Origin of the sequence: Citrobacter sp. FDAARGOS_156 (assembly GCF_001559235.2) — a bacterium.
In the GTDB taxonomy this organism is placed as follows: Bacteria; Pseudomonadota; Gammaproteobacteria; order Enterobacterales; family Enterobacteriaceae; genus Citrobacter; species Citrobacter youngae.
Genome location: NZ_CP014030.2, coordinates 364,033 through 380,377, shown reverse-complemented (window position 1 = coordinate 380,377; position 16,345 = coordinate 364,033). Strand labels below are relative to the sequence as shown.

The 16,345-nt window shown below is 53.8% G+C and carries 16 protein-coding genes; 4 read left to right on the top strand and 12 right to left on the bottom strand.

The window, feature by feature from the left end; translation table 11 throughout:
- Window positions 1-18 precede the first annotated feature (18 nt).
- Window positions 19-891 carry an Rpn family recombination-promoting nuclease/putative transposase gene (locus tag AL515_RS01860; RefSeq protein WP_061066923.1) on the top strand — a complete coding sequence of 291 codons (873 nt, stop codon included), beginning with the start codon at window positions 19-21 and terminating at the stop codon, window positions 889-891.
- A 38-nt stretch (window positions 892-929) separates the two neighbouring features.
- Here AL515_RS01860 and rhtC read toward each other — a convergent pair whose 3' ends face one another.
- The 3 genes from rhtC to pldA all read right to left on the bottom strand — a co-directional run bounded on the left by rhtC (window position 930) and on the right by pldA (window position 4,401).
- The gene (gene rhtC, locus AL515_RS01855) at window positions 930-1,550 is read right to left on the bottom strand and encodes a threonine export protein RhtC (protein ID WP_016155134.1); all 621 of its coding nucleotides are present in this window, start codon (window positions 1,548-1,550) and stop codon (window positions 930-932) included.
- Window positions 1,551-1,613: 63 nt separating this feature from the next.
- Window positions 1,614-3,443, bottom strand: coding sequence for an ATP-dependent DNA helicase RecQ (gene recQ / locus AL515_RS01850; protein WP_061066922.1), 1,830 nt, complete (start codon window positions 3,441-3,443; stop codon window positions 1,614-1,616).
- An 88-nt stretch (window positions 3,444-3,531) separates the two neighbouring features.
- Window positions 3,532-4,401, bottom strand: coding sequence for a phospholipase A (pldA, locus tag AL515_RS01845; protein ID WP_061066921.1), 870 nt, complete (start codon window positions 4,399-4,401; stop codon window positions 3,532-3,534).
- 289 nt (window positions 4,402-4,690) lie between these two features.
- On the opposite strand from pldA, the gene yigI reads away from it, so the two are divergent.
- Window positions 4,691-5,158, top strand: a complete 468-nt coding sequence (gene yigI / locus AL515_RS01840) for an acyl-CoA thioesterase YigI (RefSeq protein ID WP_003017917.1) — start codon at window positions 4,691-4,693, stop codon at window positions 5,156-5,158.
- Between the two features lie 51 nt (window positions 5,159-5,209).
- Entirely contained in the window at window positions 5,210-6,103 is an 894-nt protein-coding gene (rarD, locus tag AL515_RS01835) for an EamA family transporter RarD (RefSeq protein WP_003841213.1), read from the top strand.
- 73 nt (window positions 6,104-6,176) lie between these two features.
- Here rarD and corA read toward each other — a convergent pair whose 3' ends face one another.
- The 8 genes from corA to lptM all read right to left on the bottom strand — a co-directional run bounded on the left by corA (window position 6,177) and on the right by lptM (window position 13,097).
- Entirely contained in the window at window positions 6,177-7,127 is a 951-nt protein-coding gene (gene corA / locus AL515_RS01830) for a magnesium/cobalt transporter CorA (protein ID WP_003017920.1), read from the bottom strand.
- Between the two features lie 154 nt (window positions 7,128-7,281).
- Window positions 7,282-7,338, bottom strand: a complete 57-nt coding sequence (ysgD, locus tag AL515_RS23735; protein WP_212723238.1) for a YsgD/CorL family protein — start codon at window positions 7,336-7,338, stop codon at window positions 7,282-7,284.
- 148 nt (window positions 7,339-7,486) lie between these two features.
- Window positions 7,487-9,649, bottom strand: coding sequence for a DNA helicase II (gene uvrD, locus AL515_RS01825; protein ID WP_061066920.1), 2,163 nt, complete (start codon window positions 9,647-9,649; stop codon window positions 7,487-7,489).
- A 64-nt stretch (window positions 9,650-9,713) separates the two neighbouring features.
- Complete coding sequence (yigB, locus tag AL515_RS01820) at window positions 9,714-10,430, bottom strand: 5-amino-6-(5-phospho-D-ribitylamino)uracil phosphatase YigB (RefSeq protein ID WP_061066919.1); 717 nt, start codon at window positions 10,428-10,430, stop codon at window positions 9,714-9,716.
- Window positions 10,430-11,332 (bottom strand): tyrosine recombinase XerC, encoded by a 903-nt coding sequence (xerC, locus tag AL515_RS01815; RefSeq protein WP_061066918.1) that lies wholly within the window; start codon window positions 11,330-11,332, stop codon window positions 10,430-10,432. Before xerC ends, yigB begins: the two co-directional genes overlap by 1 nt.
- Window positions 11,329-12,036: a DUF484 domain-containing protein gene (locus AL515_RS01810; RefSeq protein WP_061066917.1), complete on the bottom strand. Its 708-nt coding sequence runs from the start codon at window positions 12,034-12,036 to the stop codon at window positions 11,329-11,331. The genes xerC and AL515_RS01810 overlap by 4 nt, the downstream gene beginning before the upstream one ends.
- Window positions 12,033-12,857 (bottom strand): diaminopimelate epimerase, encoded by an 825-nt coding sequence (gene dapF / locus AL515_RS01805; RefSeq protein ID WP_005133314.1) that lies wholly within the window; start codon window positions 12,855-12,857, stop codon window positions 12,033-12,035. The genes AL515_RS01810 and dapF overlap by 4 nt, the downstream gene beginning before the upstream one ends.
- A gap of 36 nt (window positions 12,858-12,893) precedes the next feature.
- Entirely contained in the window at window positions 12,894-13,097 is a 204-nt protein-coding gene (gene lptM / locus AL515_RS01800; protein ID WP_005133315.1) for an LPS translocon maturation chaperone LptM, read from the bottom strand.
- Between the two features lie 137 nt (window positions 13,098-13,234).
- Here lptM and cyaY point away from each other — a divergent pair, with 137 nt between their 5' ends.
- Complete coding sequence (gene cyaY / locus AL515_RS01795) at window positions 13,235-13,555, top strand: iron donor protein CyaY (protein WP_003828967.1); 321 nt, start codon at window positions 13,235-13,237, stop codon at window positions 13,553-13,555.
- Window positions 13,556-13,601: 46 nt separating this feature from the next.
- On the opposite strand, the gene cyaA is transcribed toward cyaY, so the two are convergent.
- On the bottom strand, window positions 13,602-16,148 hold the full coding sequence (gene cyaA / locus AL515_RS01790) for a class I adenylate cyclase (RefSeq protein ID WP_048214075.1): 2,547 nt from the start codon (window positions 16,146-16,148) through the stop codon (window positions 13,602-13,604).
- Between the last annotated feature and the right edge of the window lie 197 nt (window positions 16,149-16,345).

Here is a 16,345-nt window from a genome sequence, read left to right as displayed (position 1 = left end):
TCTCACGGATGATGGACGATGGCGGAAGCAACGACACCCCATGACGCAGTATTTAAGACCTTCCTCTCCCGCGTGGAAACCGCGCGGGACTTTATTGAACTTCATCTTCCGCCTTCGTTAATTAAAATCTGCAAACTGGAAACGCTCCGTCTGGAATCAGGCAGTTTTGTGGAGGACGATCTGCGCCCCTATTTCAGCGATATTCTCTACTCACTGGAAACCACCAGCGGGCATGGCTATGTACATGTGCTCATCGAGCATCAAAGCTCACCTGACAAGCATATGTCATTTCGCCTGATGCGCTACGCTATCGCAGCGATGCAGCGTCATCTTGAGGCTGGAAACGACACTCTACCGCTGGTGATTCCAGTGCTCTTTTACCATGGCAAGCAAAGCCCATGGCAAGGCTCAATGAACTGGCTGGATCACTTTGAGGATTCGGGAACCGCCCTTCAACTTTACAGCACACCGTTTCCGTTGGTGGATGTGACGGTTATTCCAGATGATGAAATCATGCAGCATCGCAGTATGGCGGCGCTGACATTAGTGCAAAAGCATATTCGCCAGCGCGACATGGCACAGCTGCTGGATAAACTTACCCGCCTGTTTATGCTGGAGAAGATGAGCGGACAACAAATAACCGTGCTGGTAAACTACATGGTGCAAGCAGGGAATACACAAGATGTTCAGACATTACTGTATAAGCTGGCACAGCGTGTGCCGCAGCATGGAGACAAACTGATGACAATGGCGGATCAACTACGTGAAGAGGGCAAACGCATTGCCCTCACTGATGTAGCAAAAGCAATGCTCAAGCGAGGTCTGGATACCGATGCGATTATGGAAATGACCGGCCTTTCGAAGGATGAATTACAGAAGCTTGCGCAATAAACCGTACTCCGCCTGGGGCTCCCAGGCGGGTAACAAACTTAGCGCGAAATAATCAGGTGGATGCCGAAACCCGCGAACAACGCGCCAGCAAAACCATCAATCCACTTCGCCAGACGCTGATAGCCACGACGCATTTTCGGCAGCGCAAACAGGCTGGCGACCACGGTAAACCACGCCAGCGTTTCCACGATAATCAGAGCAAAAATCCCCCAACGCGCGCCCGTTCCCACGTTGTCGCCAACAAATAACGAGAAGACGGAGCCAAAATAGATAATGGCTTTAGGGTTCGCCAGATTGGTCAGCAGACCTTTCAAGAAGCTGCGTCCGCTCTGCGCCAGCTCAACCTGTGGTGTCGGGGTCGCAACATCCTGTTTTTTAAATGCGCCGCGCAGCATCTGGTAGCCCATCCAGCACAGATACAGCCCCCCACCTACCATAATAATGGTGTGCAGCCAGGCCATTTTTTCGATAATCAGATGCAGGCCGAGCAGTGCCACGCCAGCCCAGACCATGACGCCACAGGTAATACCCAGCACGCCCATCATCGCTTCTTTGCGCGAACGGCTAACCGCAGTTTGAGAAACAAAAAAGAAATCGGGACCGGGACTCATCAGCGCAACGATGTGCACCAACGCAACGGTGAAAAATAGCGTTAACATAAAAATGACTCGCGGGGGAATAGTTCAGTGAGTCACCATCCTGGCACTTTTTTGCCCGGCTGACTACTCTTCGTCGTCACCATCAACGTGTGCGCGAATAAGCGCCATAAACTCTTTACCGAAACGCTCAAGTTTACGCATCCCCACACCGTTGACGCTCAGCATTTCGCTCGCTGAAACTGGCATCTGCTCCGCCATTTCAATCAGCGTGGCGTCGTTGAACACCACGTACGGTGGGATGTTCTCTTCATCGGCAATGGCTTTACGCAGCTTACGCAATTTGGCGAACAGTTTGCGATCGTAATTACCGCCGAAGGATTTCTGCATCGCGCGCGGTTTCAGCGCCACAATACGCGGCACCGCAAGCTGTAGTGGAACTTCACCGCGCAGCACCGGACGCGCGGCTTCGGTTAACTGTAACGCGGAGTGATGAGCAATATTCTGCGTCACCAGTCCAAGATGAATAAGCTGGCGAATAACGCTCACCCAGTGTTCATGGCTTTGCTCACGACCAATGCCGTAGACCGGCAGCTTGTCATGGGCCAGCTCGCGAATACGCTGGTTATTCGCGCCACGCAGAACCTCAACGACATAACCCATACCAAAGCGTTGATTCACACGGTAAATCGTCGACAGCGCTTTGCGCGCATCCATGAGTCCGTCGTACTGTTTTGGCGGGTCAAGACAGATATCGCAGTTACCGCACGGCTCCTGACGCCCTTCGCCAAAATAATTCAGCAGCACCAGGCGACGACAGGTTTGCGCCTCGGCAAACGCCCCCATCGCATTGAGCTTATGGCGCTCGATATCCAGCAGTTGTCCGGCGGGCTTTTCTTCGAGACAACGGCGTAGCCATGCCATATCAGCCGGATCGTAAAACAGCATTGCTTCCGCAGGCAGGCCGTCACGCCCGGCGCGGCCGGTTTCCTGGTAATAGGACTCGATGTTGCGCGGAATATCAAAATGCACCACGAAGCGTACGTTGGGTTTGTTGATCCCCATACCGAACGCCACGGTCGCCACCACGATTTGCAGGTCGTCGCGCTGAAATTTCTCCTGCACGTCAGCGCGTACGGTATTTTCCAGCCCGGCATGATAAGCCCCGGCACTGATGCCCCGGCTTTGCAGACGCGCGGCGGTGTCTTCTACTTTAGCGCGACTGTTACAGTAGATAATGCCGGACTTACCGCGCTGCTCTTGCACGTAGCGCATCAGCTGATCGAGCGGCTTAAACTTCTCCATCAACATGTAGCGAATGTTCGGGCGGTCAAAGCTGCTGATCTGAATTAACGGGTCGTTGAGTCCCAGCAGACGCACAATATCCAGCCGGGTGGTTTCATCCGCGGTCGCGGTCAGCGCCACAAACGGCAGGGTTGGGAAACGCTGACGTAACTGGCCCAGCGCCGCGTATTCCGGGCGGAAATCATGTCCCCATTGCGAAATACAGTGCGCTTCATCTACCGCCAGCAGCACCGGATTCCAGTGCGCCAGATGCTCAAGGAAGTTATCCAGCATCAGGCGCTCAGGCGCAATGTACAACAGGCGAATCTGTCCGCTGCGACAGCCTGCCATCACCTCAAGCTGCTGCTCGCGACTTTGAGTGGAGTTAAGGCATGCTGCGGCCACGCCGTTGGCCAGCAGTTGATCGACCTGATCTTTCATCAGAGAAATCAGCGGAGAAACAACAACGGTGAGCCCATTGAGCAATAATGCGGGAATCTGATAGCACAGGGATTTACCGCCACCGGTCGGCATAACGACCAGGCAGTCGCGACCGGAGATTACGGTATCAATGATTTCTTCCTGACCCGGGCGAAACTGTTGGTAGCCAAAGGTTTCCTGCAAAACCTGTTTAGCGCCCATTTCCAGATTCAACACTTCCGCCTGCGCCACATTAACCCCATTAGCCTGAAATAAAAACAGGCGCTATTTTCAGCGCCTGAGAGAGAAACTGCAATGATTAAAATACTCTCAATACCTGTCAGAAGATATCGTTAAGCATCACGCCCACACCAACACGGGTCTGATTGAAGTTATAGTCAATCAACGATTCGCCGTAACCGCTGTAAACCTGGGTGTAAAGACGCACATGCTTCGTGATGGGGTAACTGGCTCCCAGCTCTGCGCCACCGTAGCCGGTATTCCAGTTGTACTGGCCTTTCACACTGATGACCGCGTCACCCAGGTGATAACCCATTTTCAGCTGATAGTAGCCCATATATTTTGTGATATCCGGGTTATCGTCAGTGCTGCCGATGACGTACCACGGCTTAACTTCCACCAGCCAGTTACCATTTTCAGCCATCAGACGAGTATAAAGACGGTTCCAGCTACGTGAAGTGGGATCGGAGCGGCCGTTGGAGTCATGGTTATAACCCATTTCGACATCACGAAGCGTCCAACCGGCAAAGCGATAGTCGGTGGCGAAACCGAGGAACAATTGCGGTTCGTAGTTGGTTTCGCGAAACGGTGAAGACTCTTCACTATTCGAAAGCTGCCACCAGGACTTCTGGGTATAGGAACCACCGAGTACCGAATTTGGGCCTAATATCCCGCGCCAGAGCGGAAACGCCAGGCTTAGCTGAAACTTAACCTCATCTTTGCGCGCATTTTCGGACCAGCTATAGCTGCTGATCGCCTCTTTGTTCATGTCGCTGGTATTGGTGTAGATAAGATAGTTGGTGTCATAGGGATAAAGCGTGAAAGGGTTGTCATGCTCCTCCAGCATGTTGGCGATAATACTGCCTCTCACTGCTGGTGCATCATGAATCTCTTTCACTGTCGCTTCCTGCGCATACGCGGTCAACGGCAGCATGACTGCTGGTAGTAACCATCCCAGAATCGCCCGCATCAGTACTGTTCTCCTGAACCAAAATATTGATGAATTGTATAATTTTCTGACAAGTATTCTATACCCTAAATAATTCAAATTGCAGGAAGGCGGCAAGTCTGTAAACCCCAGGAGCTTACTAAAGTAAGTGACTGGGGTGAGCAGACGCTGCCAACGCACATGCAACTTGAAGTATGACGGGTATACATACTTAGCGAGTTCCTCGTTAATCATCCCGTCCTAAAGTAGAAAACAACAAATAATAAGCATAATATCAACATTTAATTAACCATTGAGATATAGAGATCGTATGTCTGCCGTACTTACTGCTGAGGAAGCGCTGAAGTTAGTGGGTGAAATGTTTGTCTATCATATGCCGTTTAACCGGGCGCTGGGACTGGAGCTTGAACGCTATGAGAAAGAATTTGCTCAATTAGCCTTTAATAACCAACCGATGATGGTCGGCAACTGGGCGCAAAGCATTTTGCATGGCGGCGTGATCGCCTCGGCGCTGGACGTCGCCGCCGGACTGGTGTGCGTTGGGAGTACGCTGACTCGCCATGAAACGATCAGCGAAGACGAACTGCGTCAGCGGATGTCACGCATGGGAACCATCGATTTGCGCGTTGATTACCTGCGCCCTGGTAGAGGGAACCGCTTTACCGCCACCAGCAGCCTGCTGCGGGCGGGTAATAAAGTCGCCGTTGCACGCGTGGAACTGCATAACGAAGAACAGCTTTATATTGCCAGCGCAACCGCCACTTATATGGTGGGGTAAGCAGCCAAAAAAAGGTAAACTGCTGTTACATTTCTGCAATGAGTTTTCCCGATGGATGCTAAACAAACGCGGCAGGGCGTGTTACTCGCTCTTGCTGCTTATTTTATTTGGGGTATCGCTCCTGCCTACTTCAAGCTGATTTACTATGTCCCGGCAGATGAGATCCTGACGCACCGCGTCATCTGGTCATTTTTCTTCATGGTGGTGCTGATGAGCATCAGCCGCCAGTGGTCGGGTGTCAAAACATTGCTCCAAACACCAAAGAAGATCTTCCTGCTGGCGCTCTCGGCGGTGCTCATCGGCGGAAACTGGCTGCTGTTCATTTGGGCGGTCAATAATCACCATATGCTGGAAGCCAGCCTCGGCTATTTTATTAACCCACTGGTGAATATTGTGCTGGGAATGCTTTTCCTCGGCGAACGCTTTCGTCGCATGCAGTGGCTGGCGGTACTATTAGCCGCCTGCGGCGTGCTGGTACAGCTGTGGACCTTTGGATCGCTGCCAATAATCGCGCTGGGACTGGCGTTCAGCTTTGCTTTCTATGGTCTGGTGCGCAAGAAGATTGCGGTCGAAGCACAAACCGGCATGCTGATCGAAACCCTGTGGCTTTTACCCGTTGCAGCCATCTATCTGTTTGGTATTGCGGACAGCCCAACCAGCCATATGGGGCAAAACCCGATGTCGCTCAATCTGCTGCTGATTGCTGCGGGTGTCGTGACCACCATACCGCTGCTGTGCTTTACCGGCGCGGCAACCCGCCTGCGTCTGTCGACGCTGGGTTTTTTCCAGTACATTGGCCCTACGCTGATGTTCCTGCTGGCGGTAACGTTCTACGGTGAAGTACCGGGTGCGGATAAAATGGTCACATTTGCGTTTATCTGGGTCGCGCTGGCGATTTTCGTGATGGATGCGATTTATACGCAACGACGGGTTCGTCGGAGCTAGGGGATTGCCGGATGGCGCTTCGCTTATCCGGCCTACAAAAGCACATCACCGTAGGCCGGATAAGTCACCGCCATTACAGCCAGTTCTTCCGCTTAAAGTACAGATACGGCGCCAGACCGGCGAGCATCATAAAGACAATCGCCCCAGGATAACCAAAGCTCCAGTGCAGTTCCGGCATGAATTCAAAGTTCATCCCGTAGCTTGAAGCCACCAGCGTCGGCGGCAGGAACACCACGGAGACCACCGAGAAGATCTTGATGATGCGGTTCTGCTCAATGTTAATAAAGCCCATCGCCGCCTGCATCAGGAAGTTAACCTTCTGGAACAGCGATTCATTGTGCGGCAGCAGAGATTCGATATCGCGCAGGATCTCACGCGCCTGCTCCAGCTGACTGCCCGGCAACCGCGCTTTACGCACCAGGAAATTCAGTGCGCGCTGGGTATCCATCAGACACAGACGTACCTTCCAGCCGATATCTTCCAGTTCCGCCAGCGTCGACAGCGCTTCGTCATATTCATCGCCCTGACGCCCTTCCATGATCACACGGCTGAGTTTTTCCAGGTCGCTGTAGATGTTTTCGATCTCATCCGCCAGCTGTTCAATTTTGGTTTCGAACAGGTCGAGCAACAGCTCGTAGGCATTGCCATCCACCATAGCCTGGTTACGCGCACGCATGCGGTACAGGCGAAAGGCCGGCAATTCGCGCTCGCGCAGGGTAAACAGACGGCCTTCGCGAATAGTAAATGCGACGGTTGAGTTACCCGCGTGATCGTCGGCGTCTTCATAAAAGAAGAAGGAGTGAATGTGCAGACCGTCTTCGTCTTCAAAAAAACGCGCGGATGCTTCGATGTCTTCCAGTTCAGGGCGCGTAGCCAGATTCTGGCCCAAGTCCTTTTGCACACGGTTTCGTTCTTCGTCATCCGGCTCGACTAAATCGACCCAAACCGAACTGGCCAGGTGCTCGATCTCGTCTGCCTCAAGGCGAGTTAAACGATTGTTTTCCAGTTGAAATGCGCTCAGCATGACCGGGACTCCCAATGCAAAAAATTATCGGACAGTTCGGAGGGCACACAGAAACAAATTGGGTTTCAGACCATTAAACAGCCTGACTCAGCGCGACGGGAAAAAACAGAAGGTCGCTGACAACCGCGAAGGCTATCAGCAAAAAGGGATAGCCTTAGGAGTTGATCCTGGATGACAGGATAATGAGCCAGTATCTACTGGGTGTGTCCAAGGCGAATGTCCTCTTAGCGTAATCGTGCGCGCATGTTACGCCAGCAAAATTTTGACGTCAACACGCAACGAAACGCTAGCCTGGATAAATTACCTGCTCATCAGTAAGGCTAGCAGATCGTTACAAAATAATGATATTTTTCTGAAAGTTATACCGTTTCCAGTCGGGCATAGGCCGCCACCAGCCATTTAATTCCCTGCCCCTGGAACGCGACCTGCAAACGACTGTGCTCGCCGCTGCCTTCCAGATTGACAATGGTGCCCTCGCCAAACTTGGCATGGCGCACCCGCTGGCCAAGCTTATAGCCGGTATCATTTTCCGCCATTGGCGTGCCCATTCGCTGATGGCTCACCGGACGGCTGACCGTGGCGCGCAGACGTACCTCTTCAACACACGTTTCCGGCAGTTCACCAATAAAGCGCGACGGGCGATGGTAAACCTCTTTGCCGTACAGACGACGCGTTTCGGCGTAGGTCAGCGTCAGCTTTTGCATTGCGCGGGTCACGCCGACGTAGGCCAGGCGGCGTTCCTCTTCGAGACGTCCGCCTTCGTCCAGCGACATCTGGCTGGGGAACATGCCTTCTTCCATGCCGACGATAAACACCTGCGGGAACTCCAGACCTTTCGCCGAGTGCAGGGTCATCAGCTGTACCGCGTCCTGCCAGGTATCCGCCTGCCCTTCGCCCGCCTCCAGCGCGGCGTGAGACAGGAACGCCTGCAGCGGCATTAAGTCTTCATCTTCCTCGTTGTAGCTGAACTGCCGCGTTGCCGTCACCAGTTCGTCTAAGTTTTCGATACGCGTCTGGCCCTTCTCGCCTTTTTCCTGCTCGTACATCATGCGCAGCCCGGAGTCTTTAATCACCCGGTCAGTCTGCACGTGCAGCGGCATATCGGCGGTCTCCTGCGCCAGGGCGTCAATCAGCTCCATAAAACGCTGTAAGGCGCTGGCAGCGCGTCCCGCGAGGGCTTTTTCCTGCAACAGCTCACGACAAGCCTGCCACAACGTTAGCTGGCGGTCACGGGAGGTCTGGCGCACCACATCTAAAGTACGATCGCCAATCCCGCGCGTCGGCGTATTTACTACGCGCTCAAACGCCGCGTCATCATTACGGCTAGCGATCAGGCGCAGGTAGGAGAGAGCATCTTTGATTTCCTGGCGTTCGAAGAAGCGCATCCCGCCATAAATACGGTACGGCATGCTGGCCTGTAACAACGCCTCTTCCAGTACGCGCGACTGGGCGTTGCTGCGGTACAGAATAGCGCATTGTTCAAGCGCACCACCGTTGTCCTGCCAGGTCTTGATACGATTGACCACAAAGCGCGCTTCATCGAGTTCGTTGAACGCGCAGTACAGCGAGATCGGTTCACCGTCGACTCCGTCGGTCCACAGCTTTTTACCCAGACGCCCGTTGTTGTTCTCAATCAGGGCGTTAGCTGCGCTGAGGATATTGTTGGTCGAGCGGTAATTCTGCTCGAGGCGAATGGTTTCTGCGCCCGGGAAATCGGTGAGGAAGCGCTGGATGTTTTCCACCTGCGCTCCGCGCCAGCCGTAGATCGACTGGTCGTCATCACCCACGATCATCACTTTACCGGTATCGCCCGCCAGCAGGCGGATCCAGGCGTATTGAATGTTGTTGGTATCCTGGAATTCGTCCACCAGGATATTAGTAAAGCGTTCGCGATAGTGCTGCAGGATATGCGGCTTGTTGAGCCACAGTTCATGGGCGCGCAGCAGCAGCTCGGCGAAATCCACCAACCCGGCGCGGTCACACGCTTCCTGGTAAGCCTGATACACTTTCTGCCAGGTTTGTTCAACCGGGTTACCGTAGCTTTGCAGGTGGTGCGGACGCAGCCCTTCGTCTTTCTGGCTATTGATAAACCACATCGCCTGACGCGGCGGCCACTGCTTCTCATCCAGGTTCATCGCCTTGATCAGGCGCTTGAGCAGACGCAGTTGGTCTTCGCTGTCGAGGATCTGGAAATCCTGCGGCAGGTTGGCATCCATATGGTGCGCGCGCAGCAGACGGTGCGCCAGACCGTGGAACGTACCCACCCACATACCGCCCTGGCTGGTTCCCATGATCTGACCAATACGGTGGCGCATTTCCGCCGCCGCTTTGTTGGTAAAGGTTACCGCCATAATCGAGTACGGCGAGTTGTTCTCTACCGTCAGTAACCAGGCGATACGGTGCACAAGCACGCGCGTTTTACCACTCCCCGCGCCTGCCAGAACCAACATGTTGCTGCGTGGCGCGGCCACAGCCTGGCGCTGTTCGTCATTGAGGCTATCGAGCAGGTAAGAAACGTCCATTGGCACCGCCGGAATCAACAGGGCCCAGCCGGACCCCTGGGAATTTATACAGAGTTGTTGGTGATTATATCAGCGAGGTCAGAGATGCCAACTGTGAAATTTCGATATGCGGAAGCAAACGACTGTCTGCGGTGTGCATCAGGTCGGCATTTTCCGGTTTGATCCAGCAGGCCTGCATACCACAACGGATGGCACCCGCGACGTCTGTCGTCAGGTCATCACCCACATGCAGGATCTCACCTACAGGCATTTTCAGTTTTTCCGCCGCCAGCGTGTACATGTCGCTGAACGGTTTTGATCGCCCATCGGGACCGGCGCGCAGCACAAACTCAAAGTAATCACCCAGGCCAAACAGTTCCGGCTGCGCGTTACCGTTGGTGATCGCCACCAGCGGCCATTTGCGAGCCAGCGCCTTCAGCGTGTCATGCGTCGCCTGCGGGACTTCAATGCGGCTACGCCATTTGGCAAAATTCATCATTGCCGCATTCGCCCCCATTCTGGCTTCTGCCGCTGACAAACCCGCTTCCAGCATAGCGCGCTCTACGGCACGGTGACGCCATTGGGTAACATCGTGGTAGATTTCCGGCTCGGCGTCGCGAACGGCCTGACGTAAGCGCTGGAGGTCGCTATTTTGCAGCGAACTCAGCGCCGGATGGTAATTCTGTACAAACGCGAGCGCTTCCTGCTCGGTGCGTGTGATAACGGGACGGTTATCGTAAAGGGTGTCATCAAGGTCAAAGGTGAGCGCAGAAATGCGCCCCAAAGGCCGGTAAAAACGCATTATTTCCCCCGTTTGGCGCGCGGATGCGCCGCATCGTACACTGAAGCCAGGTGTTGAAAATCAAGATGGGTATAGATTTGGGTTGTGGAGAGATTGGCATGACCCAATAACTCCTGCACTCCGCGCAGATCGCCGCTCGACTCCAGCATATGCGTCGCAAAGGAGTGGCGTAATTTGTGGGGATGTACGTGGCTGTTCAGCCCCTGCTTGATACCCCATTCAGCAAAGCGTTTCTGCACGTTCCGCGCAGAGATGCGTTTGCCCAGTTTTGACAGAAATAGCGCATCGTCATCGCAACCAAAGAGTCCGCGCAGATCCAGCCAGTGCTCAATCCACGCCACCGCATTGCGGCCAATCGGCAGGCGGCGCTCTTTACTGCCCTTGCCCATCACCCACACTTCGCCGGTGTCGAGATCGAGATGTTTAATATCCAGCCCAACCAGTTCAGATAAACGCAGCCCGGCACCGTACATCACTTCCAGCATCGCACGGTCGCGCACGGCGAGGGGATCGTTGAGATCGATATCCAGCAGGCGATTAACGTCGTCGACGTCGATATTTTTAGGCAGATGACGCGGCGCTTTGGGTGCGGAAACGCTTTTTGCCGGATTGGCGTTCAGCTCGCCCTGACTGACCATCCAGTCGAAGAAACTGCGCAGTGCAGACAGGCGCAAAGCCAGACTCGCCGGTCCCAGCCCTTTACGGCGGCTGCGCACGGCAAAACTACGAACCATGAGCGCATCACACTGCTGCCAGCTTTGCAGACCGGTTTCACCGGCTAACGCGATGATGGCATCAAGCTGACGCTGATAATTAAGCAATGTGATCGGGCTAAGCTGGCGCTCAACGCCCAGATAGCGCAAAAAGCGCGCCACATCCTGAGAAAGGGGTGAATCGGTCATACGCGTTCAATCCAGCGCTCCAGCAGCTCCGGCAACATCAGCGAGATTTCCTGCAGCAATTGCGTGCCTTGCCCCTGCTGGTAATGATTAACATCACGACTGCTGAACAGCATCACGCCAAGGGATCCATCCTGCCCGAGCATCGACATCGCGACTGAGCCTATGGCTTTCGCCTCCGGCATCATCACCAGCAATTCCGGACCATTAAGCGGCCCAAGATAGTGCTGCGACTGACCCAGACGCTGGATACGCAACGGTTCAAAAGCCTGACGGCTTAATGCCAGATGGGTGAATTTTGATGGCGCGCCAAGTCGCCAGCGATCCGGGAACAGACGAACCGTCGCTCCCGCCAGCCCTAACTCACGCGCCCAGCGATGAAGTCGCATCAGCATGTCGTCGAGACTGTTCGCGGACACCAGTCGTCCTTGCAGATTTAACAGTCGATAGAACAGGCTTTCGTTGGCATTCGCTTGTTCCATCAACAGCGCCATGTTCTCTTCCAGCACGTTGATATGATTGCGTGCCCGAGCCATATGCCATTCAACTAAAGAGACCGTGCCCCGCACCGGGTGCGGGACGCGCATCGCTTCAACCGCTTGAGCATTACGGATAAAAAACTCAGGATTACGTTGCAGATAATCGACGACCGCCCGGTCGTCCAGTTCCATGAGCGTTTCCTGTAGTTCTTCCCCTGGTTGCTTCATAAGTGAATAAATCCGTCGTAGACATGTGCCGCCGGGCCAGTCATATATAACGGATGACCCGGACCTTTCCAGGCGATATCAAGTCGACCGCCCGGTAATTCCACCCTCACTTCATCTGCCAGCAGGCCCTGCTGAATACCAACCGCAACAGCGGCGCACGCCCCGCTGCCGCAGGCCTGCGTTTCACCCGCTCCGCGCTCATAAACACGCAGTCGAATATGCTCACGCTTGACCACTTGCATGAAGCCGATATTGGCGCGTTCAGGGAAGCGCTCGTGGCTTTCCAGAACCGGTCCCAGTGTTTCTACCGTGGCCGTATCAACATCATCAACCTGAATCACGCAGTGCGGATTCCCCATTGAAACCACGCCGCACAATACTGTCTGCTCGGCCACTCGCATAATATAGGTCTTCTCTGCTTTATTGGCACGAAAAGGGACCTGCGAGGGTTCAAAGTTGGGTTCACCCATGTTGACCCGCACCAGCTCATCATCCGTTACGCTTAATACCATCCGGCCATTCGCGGTACTGACGCGAATATCGCGCTTATTGGTCAGCCCTTTCAGGCGAACAAAGCGGGCAAAACAGCGGGCGCCATTGCCACACTGTGACACTTCACTGCCGTCGGCATTAAAAATACGGTAGTGGAAATCCAGCTCCGGATCGTATGGAGGCTCAACCACCAGCAGTTGATCAAATCCAACGCCGAGATGTCTGTCGGCCAGGCGGCGGATCAGCTCGGGTGAGAAAAAGACATTCTGCGTTACCGCGTCGACGACCATAAAATCGTTGCCAAGGCCATGCATTTTAGAGAATTGCATTGTTTACTCCGTTCACGCGGGTACAGAAACTTACCGTCAGTAATTCACCTGAGAAGGTCCATCACTGATTCCACGATCGTTTTTATCTGGCGTCGTAGATTGTGCTGGTGACTGAATGCTCTTCGTCGGAGGCGGCGCGTTTTTGTCTGCTGGCGGGAAATAGAGAGGTCCCTTCAGACCACAGCCCGTCAGGCTGAACAGTGTAAAAAGTACAGCGAGTGCCTGAAACACGTTTTTCATTATGGATTGCCTGTAAGTTCATGCTTTCTGTTTTCTATCATCGCAGGAGAAGGCGTAAAAGCAAGAGTTTGGCTAAAAACTGCAACGTGATTTATTCCGCGTTATACTGCGACCATCACGAAAAACAGGATAAAAAAATGAACGACAGTGAATTTCATCGCCTTGCCGACACCCTGTGGATGACCATTGAAGAACGCCTGGACGACTGGGACGGCGACAGCGATATCGATTGTGAAATCAACGGCGGCGTGCTGACCATCAGCTTCGAAAACGGCAGTAAAATTATCATTAACCGTCAGGAGCCGCTGCACCAGGTGTGGCTGGCGACCAAACAGGGCGGCTACCACTTTGATCTGAAAGGCGACGAGTGGATCTGCGATCGCAGCGGCGAAACGTTCTGGGATCTGCTGGAACAGGCGGCAACGCAGCAGGCAGGTGAAGAGGTGAGCTTCCGCTAAGTGTGATTGCCGGATAAGGTGTTTACACCGGCATCCGGCATCATGTTCACGAAAAATACTGCTGCAACAGCGGCGTGTCGTTATCCTGACTGGTTTGCGGGACTGGACTAATCGGCTGGGTGCGGAACGGGATCACCTGCGCGCGCCCGTCAGTTTTCACAATCTGATAAAACTGCGGCAGGTTAAAGTTGATAAAACTGGAGCCGTAAGTGAAGCGATCGTGCGACGATGAATAGAAACGGCTGACGTCGCGTACCAGTTCCTCTTTGCTACCTTCACAGTGGTGATACACCTCGACCCGGTTACTCTCGTCCAGAATGTAGATGTTAAAGCCCTGCTCATCACCCGTTTCTTCGAAAAAGAACTGAATGATCCCTTCACTGGCAAATCCGTCCACCACCGACGGGAGTTTCACATGGTTGGTTTCAACCTGAACGGAAAGCCCATGCAGTTTGTTGTGTGAAATCGCGCCATAGAATTCAATCGCGTTTTCCAGCTTCTGCACCGAGACGTTCAGGCGTTCGAAGAACAGTCCCCATGTCTGGCCGGAAACACGCAGTGCTTTAAAGCGTCCGGTTTCCTGGCGCGTACTGGACAGGCGTAATTCGATGCACTCAGACACCAGTTGCTGTACGCGAGTACGAATTAAACCGCGCAGATGCTGGCTATAGCAGAAGACCTCGACGCTATCCGGCGGTGCGGCATCCTGATGCATTTTGCCCAGAATCGTTTTTAACGCTTCAATCATCGCCTGCTCGCCGTTGAAGTGCAGGGTTCGCACTTCATTCCACGAGTTGCGATACAGCAGGTCTACGCTACCCACCAGACAATTTTGCTCTTCGCCAAAGCTGAAGACATCCAGCTTACGGAAATCAAAATGCACCACCTGATTGCGAAACGCCGCCGTCGGGTCATATTCGAGGTTAACGATAATCGCCAGATGACGAATTTCGCACGGGCTGTATAGCGCTTTTGGCGTCGGTGCCGGCAGACGCAGCGGGAAGTGGTGCGACACATCAGCGACCATCTCCTGCAGCTTCGGCAAGTCGACAATACCGTTACCCTTAATAAACAAATGCGTACGCGAGGTCAGCAGACCGTTAAACCACGCCCACGCTACCAGCTTATTGAGGTAACGGTTATATTCCAGCGGCTGATGGCTGATGATCGAATCCATGTTAGGCGCACGGTTGTAAAGATACCAACCCGAACGGTTGGCACGACCCGGCGGTACATGGATAAAGGTCAGATTCGGTTCCGAGAGATCCGGAGATATCTGCGGGTTCACCAGCGTGACCTTACCCGGCAACGCTTCAAACGCAGCATACAGCTTACGGGTCAGCACGCCGATATCCTGCGGGCTGGCGCTGACGCTAAGATTGTTACGGCGCGCAAAACGGATCAAATTACGATAGCTCTGCATCATTGCGTCGAGCAGTTCGTTGTGCGCTTCGCGTACCTGGTCAATTTTCCAGTTAGCGCGATTATCCAGCATGGTCAGACGGGCTTCATCCCAACCCCACTCTGTCACTAACTGACTTAATACTTCACGACGCCAGCCCACGCAGGCGCGTTCACGGCTCAGTTTCTCACAGACTTTTAAGTAGAAACATCGACGCACTAAATCCAGACGCGTCGGGTCTTCGATCGCCGTGAGGTATTCGGTCACGCGCTCCAGCATCATGCAGTATGGGTCGAGACCAAAAGAGACAATCTCGCCGTCGTGCAGGCGCTGTTTAATGTCTTTCGCCAACAGGCGTGGATTGGGGTATTCCCAGGAATAGGCTTCCAGCAGCAGCGTTTTCAGCACCGCTTTGTACGGGGAGTCGATACTCTTGTACAACTGCCAGAGGCTGGCGCCAAAATACTCTTCGGCAGAGAGCGAACTGAGCCCGCCGAGATCCAACCATTCGTTTGGCGTTAGCACCCCTTGTGCGTAGAGCGTCATGACGTAATCGTCGTAATGCTCTTCTTCGTCGCCCGGCACCATATTCCACAGAATACGTTTACCCGCGAGGCGCACAGCGGTGCGATAGAATTCATCAAGCAGCAGAATATGCTGCGTCGAGCCACAGTCCTCACCACCCAGACTGCCGCTTTCATTGTGACGGAAACGGTTTTCGTCAATCAGGAAGAAACTGACTTCCACGCCCAGCGACGCGGCCCAACTTTCCAGCAGGCTACATTTACGCTGCAGCAACTGGCGCTCTTCGCTATCCAGCCAGGATTGATGGCAGACCCAGATATCAAGGTCAGACGAACAGCTTTGCCCTACCGAAGAGGTACTGCCCATCGAGTAAACGCCAGTGATCGGCAGTTCGCCCTTTGGGGGATCCTGCGGTGACATACCGCGGTACAGTTCCAGCTCATTCAGGTAGTGGCGTTGGGTTTCATCAGGCGTGTAAAAGCATATGCCTTTGGGAACGTTACCATCGAGGTAACCCGGCATCAGTGGGTGGTGGTAGTGCAATAATGTCGGCAGCAGACTGTATACCTGCTGGAAGGCAGGTCCCATGGCAGCAAGCGCGCGATCCACACGCAGTTGATTTATGGCATCCAGTCTCTGTTTCAGAGTCTCAATATAGAGGTACAAGACGTATCGCCTGATGTTGCATCCGTCATGGTGTCGATAGCGGCGGCGCAAACGCTCACCACCCTCGTTATCAATCCGGATAAACCGTATGTCAAAAATAACCGTTACCTTTTTCACCTGCACTTTTATTAGTTACAGATGAAAAAATGGTCTAAAACGTGATCAATTTAACACCTTGCTCATTGACCGTAAAGAAA